Origin of the sequence: Oryzomonas japonica (assembly GCF_008802365.1) — a bacterium.
GTDB classification, from domain to species: Bacteria; Desulfobacterota; Desulfuromonadia; order Geobacterales; family Pseudopelobacteraceae; genus Oryzomonas; species Oryzomonas japonica.
In genome coordinates this window covers 46,748-62,869 of record NZ_VZQZ01000010.1, presented here as the reverse complement: position 1 = coordinate 62,869, position 16,122 = coordinate 46,748, and the positions used below count along the sequence as shown (strand labels likewise).

Genomic DNA, 16,122 nt, shown 5'->3' with positions numbered 1-16,122 from the left:
TACAAGTCTCTCCTCTTCCACAAGGGGGACTCACAATGGTCAGATCGCCAATCTTCAATTTTGAAATTTGGCGACCTGACCATCGTGAACTTCACGCGTGTCGCTCTGGGAGCAGGTGAAGCTCTAGTCTCTCCGGTCGCCGAAAAGCTGGAGCATCATGAGGAAGATGTTGATGAAATCGAGGTACAGGGCGAGCGCTCCGGCTACCGCCGCGCCGCCCCTGACTCCCTTGAGCTTCTGGGTATCGTAGGCGGTAAGGCCGATGAAAACGATCAGGCCGATGCCGCTGACCATGAACTGGAGCATGGTGGAGTGGAGGAAGATGTTCACCACGGAGGCGATGACGACGCCAATCAGCCCCATGAAGCAGAACGACCCCAGGGAGGTCAGGTCACGCTTGGTGACGAATCCGTACACGCTCATGGCGCCGAAGGTGCCGGCGGTGCTCAGGAAGGCGGAAGCTATGGACTGGCCGGTGTAGACCAGGAAAATCCCCGAGAGCGTCACCCCGTTGAGCGCCGAATAGAGCAGGAAGAGGGGGGCCGCCGTGGCGGTGCCCATGCGGACGGCAAAACCGGCGATGGCAAAGACCAGTCCGAACTCGGCAATGATCAGCCCGAAAAAGACCATCCTGTTGGTGTAAAGTGCGTTGAACAACGCCGGGGAACTGACGACCGCCATGGATACGAGGGCCGTGAGGCAGAGGCCGGCGGCCATCCAGCCGTAGACCGCGCCCATGGTGGTGCTCTGCGCCGTGGCTACGGGACGGGGAAATGACGTGCTGCGTGGTGATGATGGGAAAGGCATATCGTGCGCTCCTTTTTGTCTGTAGATTGCTTCTTTCTACAATGTAATCACGAGCGCGCAAAAAATCAATCTATGCGTGCACGTGCCGGATTATTCCGGGGCATAATGAACCGAGTGCCGTGCCGGGGAAACGCTCAAGTGCGGTAGGTCCCCGGGGAATATCCCCTCAATGCTACACAATGAAGCTCCCGGAGGCGTTCCGGGGGCTTTTTTCGTGTGATAACGCGAGTGGGGGGCAATTGACAGCCCGGCATTGTCCGATACAATTGATTTGCTTGGCGACCACCCGCCTCGCCACGGAGCTTGCCGAGCGGAAAACCAGAGGTACACTAGACAAGAACTGGCGCTGTAACACCACTCCAAAAAAGGAGGAACTCAATGAAAAAGATAACGACCATGGTAACAGTGGCATTCGCCTGTATGGCATTTGCAACCGGCGCTCTTGCCGGAGAGCGGCAAGGGGCTTTTTCCGTTTCTCCATTTATCGGCGGTTACACCTTTGACGGTGTCCAGCACTTGGAAACTTCCCCAGTTTATGGATTGCGCTTAGGCTACGACCTGACAAAAAACTGGGGAGTGGAAGCGGTGGGTGATTTTCTGGCGACCGACGGTACCCGGAGTGAACGGAGCATTAACGCCTTGTCCTACCGCTTGGACATCCTCTATAACTTCATGCCGGACGGTCCTCTGGTGCCGTATATTGCCGTGGGCGGTGGCGGAATCACCTATGGTCACGGTAAAGATGGCCTTAAAATCAGCGACAGAACCACCGACGCAACCGCCAATGCAGGCTTGGGACTCAAGTTCTTCGTGACCGACTCGATTGCATTGCGAGGCGATGCCCGTCAATTGTTTATCCTGGAGGACCCTAAGAGTCCCAAGTTTAACTGGGAATATACCGCAGGGTTCACCTTTCTCTTCGGCGGCCAAACAGCTCCTGCCCCTGTTGCCGCTGTTCCGGCCGCAGAACCTGTTCCCGTACCTCCCGCTCCTTCCAACCAGCTGACGGTTACTCCGAGTTCCATTACCAAGGGGCAGTCCGCGACCTTGACGTGGAGCTCGGCGAACGCCACTAACTGCGAAATACAACCGGGAATCGGTGCGGTTCAGCCGCAGGGCTCCATGGCGGTCACCCCCGCCGACACGACCAACTATACCCTTACGTGCGATGGTGCCGGCGGTTCGGCAAAGAGCGCAGCGAACCTTTCGGTAACTACTCTGACGCCTCCGGTCCCGTCCGGCAATCTGACGGTTGCCCCCAGTTCCATTACCAAAGGGCAGTCCGCGACTTTGATGTGGAGTTCGACGAATGCCACCAACTGCGAGATACAACCGGAAATCGGCGCGGTTCAGCCGCAAGGGTCCATGGCGGTCACGCCTGCCGAAAATGCCACGTATACCCTCACGTGCAGTGGCGCCGGCGGTACGGCAAAGAGCGCAGCGAACCTCGAGGTAGTTATTCCGGCACCGCCGGCGCCTGCTCCCAAGTTGTGCAGCCCCACGGTTATCAATATCCATTTCGATACAAACAAGTCTGCGATCAAACCCCAGTACCACGATGAACTGAAAAAGCTCGGTGATTTCCTGACCGAATTCCCCCAGGCTACCGGAGCCATCGAAGGACACACCGACAATGTCGGCAGCAAGGCGGCTAACATGAAGCTCTCCCAGCGGCGCGCCGAAAGCGTTCGCAACTACCTCATCGAAAAGTTCGGGATCGCTCCCGAACGGATCAAGGCTGTTGGTTACGGTCCGACGAAACCCATTGCCAGCAACAAGACCAAGGCGGGGAAAGAGCAGAACCGCCGGATCGAATCCAACTTCACCTGCAACGCCAAGTAGCATCCCAACGCTGTAGTCGACACACCGGCGCCCTCCTGGAACTCTTTCCGGGAGGGCGCTTGCGTGATACCCCCCGCAGTTCCTCCGTGATTATGATCGTGCCCGTCATCTACGGGAAATGCAGGGCCATGGCCCTGTATTTTGCAAAATCATGCTCAACGCGGCCGTGAAGTCTTTTTTGGTTGCGAGCCTTGTGGGCACGAGAGACTCTGATATAGTAACTGCTAATGTATCGGTTTGCAGTCGTTGTGCCCCTGTCCCCGCAGTCTGGCGTGTGCCGCATTACCGCGTCAAGGAGTGAATTATGCAAAACATCGACCAGTATCAACAGCTTGCGGTAACCTACCTCACCGAGATGGGAACCAAAGTGATCGCCGTCATCCTGTTTTGGGTCGTGGGACGCTGGCTGATCGGATTTGTCGGGAAGATGATGCAGCGGGTGTTGGAAAAACAGAAGGTTGATCCGACCCTGATGCGTTATCTCGGCAATTTCGTCGCCGTTACGCTGAACATCGTTTTGGTCGTGGCCATCCTCGGTTATTGCGGATTCCAGACCACCACGTTCGCCGCCTTGGTGGCGGGCATCGGCATCGCCATCGGTGCAGCCTGGGGAGGGCTTCTGTCAAACCTGGCCGCAGGCATCTTCATCGTTGTGTTGCACCCCTTCAAGGTGGGCGATTTTATAACCGCCGCCGGGGTAACCGGCACCATCACGGAGATTGGGTTGTTTGTAACCACGGTCAACACACCGGATAACGTCAAGACGATGATCGGCAACGGCAAGATTTTCGGCGATAACATCCAAAACTACACGGCAAACGATTACCGGAGGGTAGAGCTGAAATGTCAGCTTGCAGGAAATGCCGATCATGTCGCGGCGATGCTGCTTTTACGCCAGAAGCTGGCAGCGGTGCCCAATGTGCTGCCAACACCGGCGGTTGAAGTGGATATTCTGGAGTTCACCCTGGTCGGTCCGGTGCTTGCGGTTCGGCCCTTCTGCCATAACAACCACTACTGGCAGGTCTACTTCGACGGCAACCGCACCATCCGCGAATCGCTCGCCGCCGCGGGCTTCCCGGCGCCGATGCAGACGCAGCTGGTCATGGTGCAAAACCAGTGACACGGTTACTGCCGTGAAATGAAATCAGGCCGGGAAAAAGGAAGCAGGGGCGGCCGCAGCGCCTCCCGATCACGAGGCGTTGTTTGCGGAAATTCGGGATTTACTCGGGAAAAAAGAAATGTACCACCAGACAAGGAGGCTCCACATGAAATGTATCGCAACGTTGGCCGGAATCATTCTGCTTGCAGCATCCAGCGCCTTTGCCGGTGCCCCCAGGACCTATCAGGTGACCGGCCCGGTACTCGAAGTGAAGGACGACACGGTCGTTGTCCAAAAAGGAAAAGAGAAGTGGGAGATCGCCAAGGATAAGGATACAAAGACTACCGGCGATTTAAAGGTCGGGAGCAAGGTAACGGTTACGTACACCATGAAGGCCGCTACCATCGATGTCAAAAGTGATGCCAAGGGCGCCAAGAAGAAGTAGCCATTAATGGCCTGTAGCGGGACGAGCCGGGCAGTCCGCACGAATTCACCGGTTCCCGTTTGACCAAACGGTATGGAGGTCTCCAATGGAAAAGTGTTTGACCAAAGGTTTGTTGATCCTCGCTTCAGTAACCCTGGCTTTTGCCCTCTCGCTAACCGGAGTCAATGCCGCACCCAAGGACCCGGCTTCGGCCAAGGCGAAGGCGGATATGAAACTTCCCGCCGGCAAAAAAGTCGATCTCAATAGCGCATCCCAGGCCGAGTTGGAGAAGCTGCCCACCGTTGGCCCCGCCACGGCGAAAAAAATCATTGCCGGAAGGCCCTATGCCTCGGCAGCCGATCTTGCCAAGGCCGGGGTTTCTGCCAAGTCTATCGAAAAACTCACGCCGCTTGTAACGGCCGGCGCCGCTTCTGCCGCACCTCCTAAAACCGCGACCCCCAAGGCGGCTACTACGGCGCCCAAGCCCGCCAAGACCGTTCAGCCACCTCCCGCCGACAAGAATATGGTATGGGTGAACCCCGCTTCAAAGGTATTTCACCGATCGGGCAGCCCTTGGTACGGCACGACGAAGCAGGGAAGCTACATGTCGGAAGCCGATGCCGTCAAGGCGGGATATCGCGAAGCGAAGAAGGGGTCACAGAAGTGAACGGGAGGACATAGGCGCGATCCCGGGCAGATAAGGAGTTTACCATGGGACTATTGGACGAGTTTGCCAGCACGGCGCAAGGCCTATTCGGTGGAACTGAAGGAAAAAGCCCGGAGCTTTTGAACGGTCTGATGGACATGCTGTCAAGCAACCAGTCGGGCGGATTAAGCGGATTGGTCCAGACATTCAAGGATAAGGGACTGGGCGATATCGTATCATCGTGGGTCGGGACGGGAGAAAATCTACCGCTCAATGCCGACCAGGTCAATGATGCACTGGGCAGCGAAACGATCCAGGGGCTTGCCGAAAAGGCAGGGGTATCGAGTCCCGAGATGAGTTCTCTGCTTGCTCGGCATCTCCCCGGTTTAGTCGACAAACTCACCCCGGATGGCGTCATTCCGGAAGGTGGTTTGCTGGCGCAGGGGCTGGAGTTTTTCAAGGGGAAATTAACCTGAACATGATTCATCCGGCAAAAAAACCGTAAAGAGTCAAATCTGCATGCTACCGGGAATTCCGGGGACAGGCACCGATTACGCCGGGGCAGCCTGTCCCCTTTCCCGGCAGCACCCCGCCCTGCATACCGCACCCGCACGGATCCGTGAAAAATGACCCAATAGTGATCCATGTCACACCGTTGCAACCTCCATCCGTGTATCGTAAATAAAAAAACGAAGCGCAAAAAGATAAACGATAATGCTAAACCATCCGCGAGGATGGGACAGAAAATCCATGGGTCTCACCGAGACAGCCGGATTGCCGAAATATCTCAGGATATTTCCGCGATCCGGCTTTTTTTGCGTCAACACAGATCAAAGGAGGTCACATGAGCATGATGAAGCCTTTATCCGCTTTATTCCTGTCCTTACTGGTTATTATTTCCCTGGCGGGGTGCGGCAGCGGCGGCGGATCGACGGCGTCGACAGATAGTTCTTTGCCGAGCAGCGTCACTGGCGGCTCAACCGGAGGAACCACCCCGGCAGGAGGAACCACTTCGACAGGAGGAACCGCCTCGACGGGAGTCGTCAAGCTATCCTGGGATCCGCCGCAAGGCGCTGTCGCAGGAATCAACTTGCATTACGGGACGTCCCCCGGAAGCTATACGAGCACCATTAAAGCCGGGATGGTGTCAAGCTATGCCGTCAGCGGGCTTGCCCCGGGAACATACTACTTTGTCGTTACGGCGTATGACTCGGCCGGGAACGAGAGCGTGTATTCCAATGAAGTACAGGCCGTCATCCCGGCGAGCTCATAAAGGGAAGATGGAGGGACGCCGCGCCAGGGTACGTAGAGAGACGTAACCCCGGGGGATCAGCGCCCATCAAGCCCCGCAACGGCCTTGCCGATCCCGTCGCACAGTGTCCGCAACTCCCCCGGGGAGATGATGAACGGCGGCATGGTATAGACCAGCTTCCCGAACGGCCGCAGCCAGACCCCCTCGGCCACGAGGCGCTGCTGAAGCCGCCCCACGTCCACCGGCTCCCTCATCTCCACCACGCCGATCGCCCCCAGGACCCGCACGTCGGCCACCGAAGCGACCTGTTGCAACGGCAGGAGCCTCTCTTTCAGGGTCGCTTCGATACGCGCGACGTTTCCCTGCCAGTCGCCCTTCAGCAAAAGCCGGGTGCTGGCCAGGGCCGTGGCGCAGGCCAGGGGATTGGCCATGAAGGTGGGGCCGTGCATGAACACGCCGGGCGCGCCGTCGGAGATGGTGTACGCCACCTCTCGGGTGCAGAGGGTGGCGGCGAACGAGAGGCAGCCGCCCGTCAGGGCCTTGCCCACGCACATGATGTCCGGCGAGATGGCGGCGTGTTCGCAGGCAAAGAGCCTGCCGCTCCGGCCGAAGCCGGTGGCGATCTCGTCGGCGATGAGCAGGATGCCGTAGTCGGTGCAGAGCCGGCGCACCTGGCGCAGGTATTCCGGGTGGTAGAAGCGCATGCCGCCGGCGCCCTGGACGATCGGTTCGAGGATGAACGCGGCGATATGTTCGTGGTGTTGGCGCAGGAACGCCTCGACCTCGCCGGTCTCCGCCGGGTCGTAGGCGGCGTAAAAGCCGGAGCGGGGCGCGGGCAGAAAGTACTGCTTGGCCAGGTTCCTGTTGAAGATGGCGTGCATGCCGGTGTCCGGGTCGGATACGGACATGGCGTGCCAGGTGTCGCCGTGATACCCGTGGCGTACGGTGACGAACGCGTGCTTGGCGCCGCACGAACGGGAGTGCCAGTATTGCAGCGCCATTTTCATGGCCACTTCCACCGCCACCGATCCGGAATCGCTGAAAAAGACATGCTCAAGGCCGTCCGGCACGATCCCGATCAGCAGTTGCGCCAGTTCCACGGCCGGCTGGTGGGTCAGGCCGCCGAACATGACATGGGACATGCGCCCGATCTGGGCCGTCATGGCGGCATTGATGACCGGGTGGTTGTAGCCGTGGATGGCCGACCACCAACTGGACATGCCGTCGATCAGGCGCTGCCCGTCCATCAGCTCGATGTACACCCCCTCGGCCCTGGCCACGGGATAGCATTTCAGCGCCTTGGTGGCCGACGTATAGGGGTGCCAGATGTGCGCCCTGTCGAATTCGAGAAGCTCCTGCTCGGTCATTTTTCCAAAATTATCGGAATCAGCCATCTCCATACCTTTATCTCGTCGTTATTCGGGGAACATCCCCTCGCACTGCGTGTGCATTATACGGCAGACACCTCCATCTGTCATGGGGGAAACGCCCCAGCCCCCGTAACGCCATTTGCGCTGCGGGTTCCGTAAGTTTGATAATAAAAAAATAAATTTTGTCTTGTTGAACCCCCCCCCTCCGGTGGTATAATCATTCAAGTAATGAGTCGTTTTCATACGTTCGTTCTGTCCCGATAAGGCCAAACCTTTCGCGAGAGAGGGACGGAAAGCCACGGATCTCCCGAAGGACGGGAAGATGGCCGAGCTGCCGAAGGATATGTCATCTTCGTGGAGCCCGGCATTTTTTGCGCGCTTTTCGGCTCTGATGTCTCCGATGGACACCATGCAGTGGGGCGGGATTCAGTGAAATGCCGGGCGACCGGCAGAGGAGAAATGAGGGACTTATGTCTATACCGATTCAAAACTTCAGCGGAAGCGAGCCCAATGTGGCAGAATGCAGGACCGAGTATCTTGTCGATGAATTTTCCCGGTGTCTTGCCCACAACACCGCCTGCCGGTACGCCGTTCCGGCAGGCAACACCAGCAGCTACTGCATCCATCCCAACCACACCGCCTTTCAGGACATGCCGGCGTTCGGAGACCGGCAGGATCATGGGGCGTCGGGGCACAACCACTCCATGGCCCACTAGTGCCCTGGAACATAAAATATTTCGGGAAGTCCCCCTCCTGTGACGGGAGGAAGGCGCACGTTAATTCGGTCGGTACCGCGACCGGTCAGCCGTGGGGCAGTTCCCGGGCAAAGCGCCCGTAGGCGGCATCGGTCTTGAGGATGTGATTGGTGAGCCAGCTATGGAGGAATTGCAGCACCTCCAGGGAGAGGTGGGCCTCCCCCCGGCGGAACTCCTCCCGGATCTCCGCCACCCGGTCGCAGAACCGCTGGTGTTCCTGCCGGTGCTGCGGCAGGGCGGGGTACTGGTGGGTTTCCATCCACTGTTCCTCGGCGGCGAAGTGGTAGGTCGCATAGTCGGACAGCTCGTCGAGAACCGCCTCGATCTCATCCCGCTCCGCCTTGTACATAAAGCCGTCGAACGCCAGGTTGATCAGGCCCACCAGGTGCTTGTGATGCTCGTCGAACTCATGGATGCCGAGTTCGAAGTTCGGGTCCCATTGCATAAAGGTCATGGTGTCACTCCCCGTCACGCTCGCTTCGTCCGTAGCAAGTATTCCAAAAAATATCGGGTTGGCAAGGCCTGCCGCCATTTCCCGCTCCAGGGCCGCCCCGGGCTTTTTCCGCTGTTTACACTATTGTGTTGACGATTCCGAAATTTCCCCTATAATTATTTAATAATTCTAATTGGAAATCAATGGTTTATCTGGCCAGAAACCATTTTCCCGCGGAGGTGATCGCATCACATGCCCGACGTCACCCCCACGACATCCGGTACGACTGCGCCGGGCCGTGCTTCTTTCTACCGGCTCGTGGCCGGCGTCCTGCTCACCAACCTGTTCGTGATCGGGCTGGTCGGCTTTTCCCTGTACCAAAGCCGTCGGCAGTACGAATTCCGCGCCGCCACCCAGACCCAGGACCTGTCCCAATCCCTCAGCCTGACCATTGCCGGCATTATCGACAAGACCGGCATCGCCCTCCTGTCGGTGCAGCGGGAGCGGGAGCGGCAACTCAGAAGCGGCCGCGCCGCCGGCCCGGACCTGGACGACTATATCCTTGCCCAGAGGCTGCTCATACCCGAGTTGGACGGCCTGCGGGTTGCGGACGCCCGGGGCGCGTTCATCTCTGGCGATCTCCACCTCTTGGGCCCCGACACCCTGGTGAACGACCGGGAGTACTTCCGCCGGGCCCGGAACGACCCCCGGGCCGGTTTGATCATCTCCGAACCCCTGTTCGCGCGTTCTGCCGCCAAGTGGGTGATCAACATCGTCCGGCGCATCGACAACCCGGACGGCAGTTTCGCCGGTGTGGTCGTCGGCGCCATCTCTCTGGATTACCTGATGCGGCTCTTTTCCACGTTCGACATGGGCCGCCAGGGGGCCATCACCCTGCGGGACGGGGCGTTGAACGTTATCGTCCGCTACCCGGAGCCGCGCAGCATCGGCAGCGCCGTGGTATCCCGGGAACTGCGGGAGTTGGTGCGGGCGGGGCACGTCTTCGGCATCTACCGGAACCCGGGAAGCATCGACCCGGTGGAACGCTCTTTTTCCTTTCACAAGGTCTTCGACTATCCCCTGTATATAACGGCCGGCCTCGCAACCGCCGACTACCTCCTCCCTTGGCGGCGCGAAGCCCGGGGTATGGCGCTCCTGGTGGCCGTCTTTGCGGCGGGATCGCTCCTGGCCGCACGGTTGATCCAGCGCAACCGCAGGCGCGAGGAGGAAGCCAAGGCCGAGCTGCTCCGGCACCGGGAGCAGCTGGAGGATACGGTGCGGGAGCGGACCGCCCAGTTGGAGGCGGGCAACGCCAAGCTGGCCGAGGAGATCGTCCTGCGGAAGCACGCCGAGGCGGATTTGAAGAAGGCGGCGATCATCATGGACCGCATGGCCGACGCCGTGGCGTTGGTCGCCCCGGACGGCCGCTACCAGTACGTCAACGACGCCGCCTGTCGGATGTACGGCTACAGCCGCGAAGAGATGCTCTCCCTGTCGGTGCTCGATATCGGCCTGATGGGGTTCGATCGCGAGGCGTGGCAGCATTTCATGGAAGAGCTGCAGCGCCGCGAGTGCCTCCATATGGAGACCGAGGCCACGACCCGGGACGGCCGCCTGTTTTCGGTCGAGATCACGGCCAATTACCTGGAGATAGACGGCCAGGTGTACAACTGCTCCATCCTGCGGGACATCTCGGAGCGGCGGGCGGGGGAGGCCGAGCGGCAGGCGCTGATGATCCAGTTGAGCCAGTCCCAGAAGATCGAGTCCATCGGCCGCCTGGCCGGGGGGATCGCCCACGACTTCAACAACCTGCTGACGCCGATCCTGGGCTATGCCGAGTTGCTGAAGAACCACTTGCCCGCCGACAGCCGGGACTTCGAGCAGGTCGACCGGATCATGCAGGCGGCCGGCAAGGCCAAGGCCCTCACCCAACAGCTCCTGAGTTTCGGGCGCAAGCAGATCCTGGAGATGAAGACCGTCAATCTGAACAACGTGGTGATGTCGTTCTACGAGATCCTGCGCCGGACCATTCGGGAAAATATCGCCATCCGGCTGCGCCTCTCGGAGATCGTCTACGCCGTCCGCGCCGACCGGAACCAGGTGGAACAGATCCTCATGAACCTGGCGATCAACGCCCAGGATGCCATCGAGGACCGGGGCGTCATCACCATCGAAACGGCGCCGGTGACCCTGGACGACGAATACGTCCGCCGGCACGAGGGGCTTGCGCCGGGCAGGTACCTGATGCTGGGGGTCAGCGACACCGGCGCGGGCATGGCCCGGGAGACCATTGCCCACGTCTTCGAGCCGTTCTTCACCACCAAGGATGTGGGCAAGGGGTCGGGCCTGGGGCTGGCCACGGTCTACGGCCTGGTCGAACAGCACAACGGCTATATCCAGGTGTCGAGCGAGGCGGGGGAGGGCACGGCCTTCAAGATCTACTTGCCGATCGTCGAGGGGGCGTTGCCCGAGGAAACGGCGGCTGTGGAGAAGCTCTCGGAGGTCGACGTGACCGGCAGCACCATCCTGTTGGTGGAGGACAACGACATGGTGCGCACCCTGGTCGGCGATCTCCTGGAAGGGTGCGGCTGCCGGCTGATCGTTGCCGGGGGACCCCGCCAGGCCCTGGAACTGAGCGCGGGCCGGGAGGTGGACCTGCTGCTCACCGATGTGGTCATGCCCGACATGAACGGCCCGGAATTGTGTGAAAAAATGCGGTCGAGCCACCCGGGCCTTGCGACGCTCTACATGTCGGGATACACCAACGACACCATCGTCCACCACAGCGTGCTGGACGATGGCGTCAACTTCATCCAGAAACCGTTTACCGCCGGGGATCTCATGAGAAAGATCGACGCCATCCTGAACGGCCCGGCCGGGCACTAACCGCCGCGCGCAACCCGCCCACTATTATGTTGACGGTTTTCTATTATAGTTTATAATTAATTGTTGATATTTCAATGATATCAAGCGGATCGGTCGCATCGGCAGGTGACCGGCGCCGAGCGGAGGCTGTTCCCCACAATGCCCGAAGCCCCCCTCTCTACATCCAACCCGGTCATATCCACCCGGGTCTTTCTCCCCTGGCTCGCGGCGAGTTGCCTGCTCCTCAACCTGTTCGTCGCCGGGCTGGCAGGCTATTCCCTCTACCGGAGCCACCGGCAGTACGAGAGCCGCGCCGTCATCCGGACCCAGAACCTGTCCCAGTCCCTCAACCTGACCATTGCCGGCATTATGGACAAGGCCAGCCTCACCGTCTTTGCGGTGAAAAAGGAGGCCGAACGGCAGATCAAAAACGGCGGCATCGACGGCCCGGCTCTGCGCTCCTACCTCCGCGCCCATGACGAACGTATCTCCGAAATCCAGGACCTGAGGATAGCCAACGCCCGGGGCGAGATCGTCTTCAGCGAACGGACGGCCCTCGAAACGCCGGTCGACATCTCCGATCGCGACTACTTCGTCAGCGCCGGCCAGAATCCCTGGATCGGCCTGATCGTCACCAAGCCGCTTGTGAGCCGGATCACCAACCGGTGGGTCGTCAACATCGTCCGGCGCATGGACAACCCGGACGGCAGCTTCGCCGGCATCGCCTGTGCCGCCGTATCCCTGGATTATTTTGTCCGGCTGTGCGCCTCCTTCGACCTGGGCGCGCACGGCCTCATCGCCCTGCGGGACGCAGACCTGGCCGTCATGGTGCGCTATCCCGAACAGGCGGGGGGGAAGAGCAGCACCGGCAGCACCGTGGTGCCGCCGGAGTTGCGGGGGCTGGTCCGGGGAGGGCATACCTCCGGCACCTACCGGACCCGGGGGAGCCTGGACCCGGGGGAGCGCATCTTTTCCTTCCGCAAGATCGCAAACTACCCCTTCTACGTAACGACAGGCCTGGCCGTCGACGACTACCTGGCCCCCTGGCGCACGGAAGCGGCGCTCATGTCGGCCCTGGTGGCCCTCTTTGCCGCCGGGTCGCTCGTGACCGCCCGGCTGCTCTACCGTAACCGCAGGCGCGAGGAGCGGGGGAAGGCCGAACTGCTCCGGCACCGGGAGCGGTTGGAGGAGATGGTCCGGGATCGGACCTCCCAGCTGGAGGCGCGCAACGCCCAACTGGGCGAAGAGATCGTCCTGCGCAAACGGATCGAAGCGGATTTGCAGAGGTCGGCCAGCGTCATGGACCGGATGCCGGATGCCGTCTCCTGGATCGCCCCGGACGGCAGGATTCTCTACGTCAACGACGCCGCCTGCCGCCTGAGCGGCTACGAGCGGCGGGAGTTGCTTGCCCTGCGGGCGTGGGACGTTTCCTCCCACGCTACGGCCGAATCATGGCTCGCCCATTGGGAAGAGCTGCGCCGGGAGGGGCACCTGCATTTCGAGGCCGCGGCCCAAACCCGGGACGGCCGCCGGGTGCCCGTGGACGTGTCGGCCAATTATCTGGAAATCGACGGCCAGGGGTACGACTGCGCCATCCTGCGGGACATCTCGGAGCGCCGGGCGGGGGAAGCCGAGCGGCAGGCGCTGATGGTCCAGTTGAGCCAGTCCCAGAAGATCGAGTCCATCGGCCGCCTGGCCGGGGGGATCGCCCACGACTTCAACAACCTGCTGACGCCGATCCTGGGCTATGCCGAGTTGCTGAAGAACCGCTTGCCGGCAGACAGCCGGGATTTCGAGCGGGTCGACCGGATCATGCAGGCGGCCGACAAGGCCAGGGCCCTCACCCAGCAGCTTCTGAGCTTCAGCCGCAAACAGTTCCTCGAAATGCGGCCGGTGGACCTGAACAATGTCATCGCCTCGTTCTACGAGATCCTGCGCCGGACCATCCGGGAAAACATCGCCATCCGGCTGCGCCTCTCGGAGATCGTCTACACCGTCCGCGCCGACCGGAACCAGCTGGAACAGATCCTCATGAACCTGGCGATCAACGCCCAGGACGCCATCTTCGACCAGGGCGCCATCACCATCGAAACGGCGCCGGTGACCCTGGACGACGAATACGTCCGCCAGCATGAGGGGCTTGCGCCGGGCAGGTACCTGATGCTGGGGGTCAGCGACACCGGCGCCGGCATGGACCGGGAGACCATTGCCCACATCTTCGAGCCGTTCTTCACCACCAAGGATGTGGGCAAGGGGTCGGGCCTGGGGCTGGCCACGGTCTACGGCCTGGTCAAACAGCATGGCGGGCATATCGTGGTGTTCAGCGAGCGGGGGGAGGGGACGACCTTCAAGATCTTCTTCCCCCTGGATGAGGGCGCCGTGCCGGTGGAAACCGCAAGCGCCGCGGAGATCTCGGAGGTCAACGTGGCCGGCAGCACCATCCTGTTGGTGGAGGACAACGATATGGTGCGCAACCTGGTCCGGGACCTGCTGGACAGTTGCAACTGCCGGCTGATCGTCGCGGCAGGGCCCCGGCAGGCCCTCACCCTGAGCGCCGGCCGGGAGGTGGACCTGCTGCTCACCGACGTGGTCATGCCCGACATGAACGGCCCGGAGTTGCAGGAAAAGATGCAGAAGACCCATCCGGGGCTCGCGACCCTCTACATGTCGGGATACACCGACACCACCATCCTCCACAACGGCGCTCGGGACCGGGGGATCAACTTCATTCAGAAACCGTTCACCACGAGAGAACTTCTGAAAAAGATCGACTCGATCCTGAACGGGACCCCTGAGCCGTCGTCCGGCGCGCCGGCGGGGATGGGGGAGATGCGCTAATGGGGCAGCACTTCATCGGCAGGCAGGCCATCGTCAGCAAGGCGGAGGAGATCGTCGCCTACGAGCTGTTATTCAGGTCATCGGAAGCGCCGGACCATGCCGAGATTCAGGGTGACGTCAGCGCCACATCCAATACCATCATGAATACGATCTCCTGCTTCGGCACACAGGCCGCCATGGGGAGGCATCGCGGGTTCGTCAACGTGGATGCGGACCTGCTCATGAGCGATACCCTGGAAATCCTGCCGCCGGAACGGTTCGGCATAGAACTGCTGGAAACCGTCGCCATCACCCCCGACGTGATCGGGCGCTGCCGCGAACTGAGGGCAAAAGGGTACCTGCTGGCCCTGGACGACCACACCTACGATCCCCGCTGCCGGGAGTTGTACGACGGCGTGGTCAACGTCATAAAGATCGATATCACCGGGGTGGACAGCGCCGGCATGGCCCTGCTGGTCGAGCAGTTCAGGCCGTACCCGGTCAAGCTTCTGGCGGAAAAGGTCGATAGCCGGGAGCGCTACCAGGAATGCAACCGCTTGGGCTTCGACCTGTTCCAGGGGAATACGTTCTCCCGGCCGGCCGTCATGAAGAAGCGGCGCTGGGACGACTCTTCCGCCGTTATCTTCAAGCTGATGCAGCAGCTCACCGCCGAGGCGGAACTTGAGGATCTGGAGCAAACGATCAAGCAGAGCCCGCCGCTCGTCTACAAACTGCTGGTCCTGGTCAACTCCATCTCCCTGGGGCTGCGGGCAAAGGTCGTCTCCATCCGCCACGCCGTCATGATGATCGGGCTGCGCCAGCTCAAACGCTGGGTGCAACTGGCGATCTTCGCCACGGACGGGGAGACGTGCCTGGACGACCCGGCCATCGACCTGGCCGCGGTGCGGGCGGTCTTCATGGAGGAGTTGGTCAAACAGACCCCCCTGGTGCGCAGGAACCGTCATGCCGCCGATGAAGGCTACATGATCGGCATACTGTCGATCCTCACCGCCGTCTTCGATCTCCCCATGGAGGAGATCGTGGCGAATCTTCATCTCTCCGACGAGGTCCTGGATGCCTTGCTGCACAGGGAGGGGGACTTCGGCGTGCTGCTGAGTCTGGTGGAGCAGATAGAAAGCCTGGAATTCGAGCGCGCCGCCGAACGTCTGGAAGTGTTGGGGATACCGCTCATGGCGGTCCTGAACTGCCAGAAAACGGCCTATGGCTGGCGTTTTGGGTTGTGAAGACAAGAGGGGTAACGGGAGCTGGGACGTATGATAGTTTGAGGACCTATGCGTCCCATTGGTCCCATAACCCCCCTTTCCCATAAAAGTTACACAGGAGGACCATCATGCCCGAGAAAACCATCCTGATCGTCGACGACGAGGAGATGATCCGCGACGTTTCGGCCGCCATGCTCGAGGAACTCGGTTTTGCGACCCTTGCCGCCGCCAACGGCCCTGAGGCCGTCCGTATCTTCCGGGACCAGGGGGACGGGATCGCCGGGGTGCTCCTGGACATGAGCATGCCGATCATGGACGGCATCGCGGTCTTCAAGGAACTGCGCCGCATCCGGCCGGACGTCAAGGTCATCCTCGCCAGCGGTTATAGCGAACGGGAGGTCGCGGAATCCTTCGGGGAGGTGGGGGTGGACGGTTTCGTCCAGAAGCCGTTCAACCTGGAGAGCCTGTCCGCTGCCGTGCGGCGCGTCGTGGGACGCTAGGATATGGGAACATCTCTAGCTCCCCAGTCTATACACCGTCACGGGAGGGGAGCTGACCGCAACTACCTAACCGGACATTGCCACGAAGA

General features: G+C 60.8%; 14 protein-coding genes and 2 riboswitches. Of the genes, 11 read left to right on the top strand and 3 right to left on the bottom strand.

Annotated features, from left to right (window positions below; translation table 11 throughout):
- Nucleotides 1-123 precede the first annotated feature (123 nt).
- Nucleotides 124-807, bottom strand: coding sequence for a Bax inhibitor-1/YccA family protein (locus F6V25_RS14465; RefSeq protein WP_151129330.1), 684 nt, complete (start codon nucleotides 805-807; stop codon nucleotides 124-126).
- 378 nt (nucleotides 808-1,185) lie between these two features.
- On the opposite strand from F6V25_RS14465, the gene F6V25_RS17450 reads away from it, so the two are divergent.
- The 6 genes from F6V25_RS17450 (at nucleotide 1,186) to F6V25_RS14430 (ending at nucleotide 6,091) form a co-directional block, all read left to right on the top strand.
- On the top strand, nucleotides 1,186-2,649 hold the full coding sequence (locus F6V25_RS17450; RefSeq protein ID WP_191966207.1) for an OmpA family protein: 1,464 nt from the start codon (nucleotides 1,186-1,188) through the stop codon (nucleotides 2,647-2,649).
- 304 nt (nucleotides 2,650-2,953) lie between these two features.
- A complete protein-coding gene (locus F6V25_RS14455; protein ID WP_151129329.1) occupies nucleotides 2,954-3,769 on the top strand; it encodes a mechanosensitive ion channel family protein in 816 nt (271 codons plus the stop codon).
- A gap of 145 nt (nucleotides 3,770-3,914) precedes the next feature.
- On the top strand, nucleotides 3,915-4,193 hold the full coding sequence (locus F6V25_RS14450; protein ID WP_151129328.1) for a hypothetical protein: 279 nt from the start codon (nucleotides 3,915-3,917) through the stop codon (nucleotides 4,191-4,193).
- Between the two features lie 85 nt (nucleotides 4,194-4,278).
- On the top strand, nucleotides 4,279-4,839 hold the full coding sequence (locus F6V25_RS17185; RefSeq protein ID WP_218043555.1) for a ComEA family DNA-binding protein: 561 nt from the start codon (nucleotides 4,279-4,281) through the stop codon (nucleotides 4,837-4,839).
- Between the two features lie 44 nt (nucleotides 4,840-4,883).
- On the top strand, nucleotides 4,884-5,294 hold the full coding sequence (locus F6V25_RS14435; RefSeq protein ID WP_151129327.1) for a YidB family protein: 411 nt from the start codon (nucleotides 4,884-4,886) through the stop codon (nucleotides 5,292-5,294).
- 230 nt (nucleotides 5,295-5,524) lie between these two features.
- Nucleotides 5,525-5,600, top strand: a riboswitch (cyclic di-GMP riboswitch).
- A 62-nt stretch (nucleotides 5,601-5,662) separates the two neighbouring features.
- The gene (locus tag F6V25_RS14430; RefSeq protein WP_151129326.1) at nucleotides 5,663-6,091 is read left to right on the top strand and encodes a fibronectin type III domain-containing protein; all 429 of its coding nucleotides are present in this window, start codon (nucleotides 5,663-5,665) and stop codon (nucleotides 6,089-6,091) included.
- A gap of 56 nt (nucleotides 6,092-6,147) precedes the next feature.
- Here F6V25_RS14430 and bioA read toward each other — a convergent pair whose 3' ends face one another.
- Nucleotides 6,148-7,470 carry an adenosylmethionine--8-amino-7-oxononanoate transaminase gene (bioA, locus tag F6V25_RS14425; protein ID WP_246167056.1) on the bottom strand — a complete coding sequence of 441 codons (1,323 nt, stop codon included), beginning with the start codon at nucleotides 7,468-7,470 and terminating at the stop codon, nucleotides 6,148-6,150.
- A 225-nt stretch (nucleotides 7,471-7,695) separates the two neighbouring features.
- A riboswitch (cyclic di-GMP riboswitch) is annotated at nucleotides 7,696-7,779 on the top strand.
- Between the two features lie 131 nt (nucleotides 7,780-7,910).
- On the opposite strand from bioA, the gene F6V25_RS14420 reads away from it, so the two are divergent.
- Nucleotides 7,911-8,156 (top strand): hypothetical protein, encoded by a 246-nt coding sequence (locus F6V25_RS14420; protein WP_151129325.1) that lies wholly within the window; start codon nucleotides 7,911-7,913, stop codon nucleotides 8,154-8,156.
- Nucleotides 8,157-8,241: 85 nt separating this feature from the next.
- On the opposite strand, the gene F6V25_RS14415 is transcribed toward F6V25_RS14420, so the two are convergent.
- On the bottom strand, nucleotides 8,242-8,649 hold the full coding sequence (locus tag F6V25_RS14415) for a bacteriohemerythrin (RefSeq protein ID WP_149306358.1): 408 nt from the start codon (nucleotides 8,647-8,649) through the stop codon (nucleotides 8,242-8,244).
- 231 nt (nucleotides 8,650-8,880) lie between these two features.
- On the opposite strand from F6V25_RS14415, the gene F6V25_RS14410 reads away from it, so the two are divergent.
- The 4 genes from F6V25_RS14410 (at nucleotide 8,881) to F6V25_RS14395 (ending at nucleotide 16,033) form a co-directional block, all read left to right on the top strand.
- The gene (locus tag F6V25_RS14410) at nucleotides 8,881-11,514 is read left to right on the top strand and encodes a hybrid sensor histidine kinase/response regulator (protein ID WP_151129324.1); all 2,634 of its coding nucleotides are present in this window, start codon (nucleotides 8,881-8,883) and stop codon (nucleotides 11,512-11,514) included.
- Between the two features lie 138 nt (nucleotides 11,515-11,652).
- Nucleotides 11,653-14,331: a hybrid sensor histidine kinase/response regulator gene (locus F6V25_RS14405; RefSeq protein ID WP_151129323.1), complete on the top strand. Its 2,679-nt coding sequence runs from the start codon at nucleotides 11,653-11,655 to the stop codon at nucleotides 14,329-14,331.
- Nucleotides 14,331-15,554, top strand: a complete 1,224-nt coding sequence (locus F6V25_RS14400) for an EAL and HDOD domain-containing protein (protein WP_151129321.1) — start codon at nucleotides 14,331-14,333, stop codon at nucleotides 15,552-15,554. The genes F6V25_RS14405 and F6V25_RS14400 overlap by 1 nt, the downstream gene beginning before the upstream one ends.
- Before the next feature lie 107 nt (nucleotides 15,555-15,661).
- Entirely contained in the window at nucleotides 15,662-16,033 is a 372-nt protein-coding gene (locus F6V25_RS14395; RefSeq protein WP_151129320.1) for a response regulator, read from the top strand.
- Nucleotides 16,034-16,122 lie beyond the last annotated feature (89 nt).

Bases quoted from the DNA above. Each gene is read 5' to 3' on its own strand.
- F6V25_RS14410 (WP_151129324.1), top strand. From the start codon at position 8,881: ATGCCCGACGTCACCCCCACGACATCCGGTACGACTGCGCCGGGCCGT.
- F6V25_RS14465 (WP_151129330.1), bottom strand. From the start codon at position 807: ATGCCTTTCCCATCATCACCACGCAGCACGTCATTTCCCCGTCCCGTA.
- F6V25_RS14455 (WP_151129329.1), top strand. From the start codon at position 2,954: ATGCAAAACATCGACCAGTATCAACAGCTTGCGGTAACCTACCTCACC.
- bioA (WP_246167056.1), bottom strand. From the start codon at position 7,470: ATGGAGATGGCTGATTCCGATAATTTTGGAAAAATGACCGAGCAGGAG.
- F6V25_RS14435 (WP_151129327.1), top strand. From the start codon at position 4,884: ATGGGACTATTGGACGAGTTTGCCAGCACGGCGCAAGGCCTATTCGGT.
- F6V25_RS14415 (WP_149306358.1), bottom strand. From the start codon at position 8,649: ATGACCTTTATGCAATGGGACCCGAACTTCGAACTCGGCATCCATGAG.
- F6V25_RS17450 (WP_191966207.1), top strand. From the start codon at position 1,186: ATGAAAAAGATAACGACCATGGTAACAGTGGCATTCGCCTGTATGGCA.
- F6V25_RS14430 (WP_151129326.1), top strand. From the start codon at position 5,663: ATGAGCATGATGAAGCCTTTATCCGCTTTATTCCTGTCCTTACTGGTT.
- F6V25_RS17185 (WP_218043555.1), top strand. From the start codon at position 4,279: ATGGAAAAGTGTTTGACCAAAGGTTTGTTGATCCTCGCTTCAGTAACC.
- F6V25_RS14395 (WP_151129320.1), top strand. From the start codon at position 15,662: ATGCCCGAGAAAACCATCCTGATCGTCGACGACGAGGAGATGATCCGC.
- F6V25_RS14405 (WP_151129323.1), top strand. From the start codon at position 11,653: ATGCCCGAAGCCCCCCTCTCTACATCCAACCCGGTCATATCCACCCGG.
- F6V25_RS14400 (WP_151129321.1), top strand. From the start codon at position 14,331: ATGGGGCAGCACTTCATCGGCAGGCAGGCCATCGTCAGCAAGGCGGAG.
- F6V25_RS14450 (WP_151129328.1), top strand. From the start codon at position 3,915: ATGAAATGTATCGCAACGTTGGCCGGAATCATTCTGCTTGCAGCATCC.
- F6V25_RS14420 (WP_151129325.1), top strand. From the start codon at position 7,911: ATGTCTATACCGATTCAAAACTTCAGCGGAAGCGAGCCCAATGTGGCA.